General features: G+C 60.7%; 1 protein-coding gene. It reads right to left on the reverse strand.

What is annotated here, in order from left to right:
• On the reverse strand, positions 1-251 hold a 251-nt coding region (locus XalbCFBP2523_RS16110), incomplete at its 3' end, for a hypothetical protein (protein ID WP_146084176.1).
• Positions 252-272 lie beyond the last annotated feature (21 nt).

The following is a 272-nucleotide window of genomic DNA, read 5'->3' on the forward strand; positions in this document are numbered from 1 at the left end:
AGCAGGTGATGGAAGAAAATGCCTTCCTGCAAGGGAGCCAGCGGATAGATGTCCTGGAGATTGGCAGAGCCGCCCGGGAGTATAGCGACGATGCTGTCGATCTGTTCCTGCGTGAGTGTCACCAGCGGCAGCATCTCCGGCGTGATCACCGCGCTGTCGGACGCAATTTGGTTGGGCGGAACATTGACCGATACGGCATCGCTCGCAGCCGCCAATGCAGCAAGCGTCGGCGTGGCGAACAAGGTGCGCAAGTCGGCCCGCAGACCTTGTTG

This window comes from Xanthomonas albilineans, from assembly GCF_002939705.1.
GTDB lineage: Bacteria > Pseudomonadota > Gammaproteobacteria > Xanthomonadales > Xanthomonadaceae > Xanthomonas_A > Xanthomonas_A albilineans.